2 protein-coding genes are annotated in these 1,008 nt (G+C 69.6%); both read right to left on the minus strand.

The window, feature by feature from the left end:
* Window positions 1–565: Bug family tripartite tricarboxylate transporter substrate binding protein (locus tag AC1D12_RS34040; protein WP_477845481.1), on the minus strand; the 565-nt coding region annotated here is incomplete at its 3' end.
* Between the two features lie 10 nt (window positions 566–575).
* Window positions 576–1,008, minus strand: a 433-nt coding sequence (locus AC1D12_RS34045; protein ID WP_477845482.1) for a dihydrodipicolinate synthase family protein, incomplete at its 5' end; no start/stop codon positions are given.

Consider the following 1,008-nt stretch of genomic DNA (forward strand, 5'->3'; position numbering starts at 1 on the left):
GTGCGGACCCCTTGTAGGGCACGATGAGGTATTCCATCTGGCCGGCGCGGCGCAGCATCTCGGTGCTCAGGTGCCCGGCCGACCCGGTCGAGCCGATCGCGAAGGTCAGCTTGCCCGGGTGGGCGCGTGCGTAGGTCAGCAGGCCCTTGACGTCGTTGAACGGCAGGTTCTTGTTGACGGCGATCGCCAGCGGCGCCTTGGCCACCAGCGCCACCGGCGCAAAATCCTTGACCACGTCGTAGGCCGCGGTCTTCTGCGTCATCGGCGTGGTGGTGAAGGTCGACGCGCTGAACAGCAGCGTGTAGCCGTCGCCCGGTGCGCGGGCCACCGCCGAGGCGCCGATGGTGCCGGCACCGCCCGCGCGGTTGTCGACGATCACCGTCTGGCCGAGTTGCTGGCCGAGTTTCTGGGCCAGAAGACGGCCCACCACGTCGAGCGTGCCGCCGGGCGGGAAGGGGATGACCATCGTGATCGGCTTGGCGGGCCAGGGTTCGGCGCGGGCGCCGGCTCCCAGGCCGAGCAGTGCGGCGGCAGCGGCGCAAAGGAGGAAGTGTTGGCGGTTCATGTCGGTCTCCTCAGCGCTTGAGCAGRCCGGCCTGGGCSACYGCTGCACGCAGCGCGGCCATCTCGGCATCGTTCGGYGCCTCGGTGGGCGGGCGCACGGTCGGCGAGTCSAGCACRCCGGCCAGGTACATCCCCATCTTCATGCGCGCATGCGCCTCGCCGGTCGGTTCGCCGCCGCCGTAGACGGCATCCTTCAGCGGCGTGATGACGGCCTGCACCGCGACGGCCCGCTTCAGGTCGCCGGCCTTCACGGCTTCCCACAGGTCGTTGATCAGGCTCGGGATGAAGGTCGCAAAGCCCACCAGCGCGCCGTCCACGCCTTGCACCATCGACGCCAGCAGGTACTCGTCGTGGCAGGTGAGGATCGCCTTGCTCGCATCGGCCTGGCGGATGGCGGCGATGTCGGCGGCGTACTTGTTCATGTCGCGCTGCCCCACCTTGAAG

It is taken from the genome of Rhizobacter sp. P1_G5 (genome assembly GCF_056405435.1).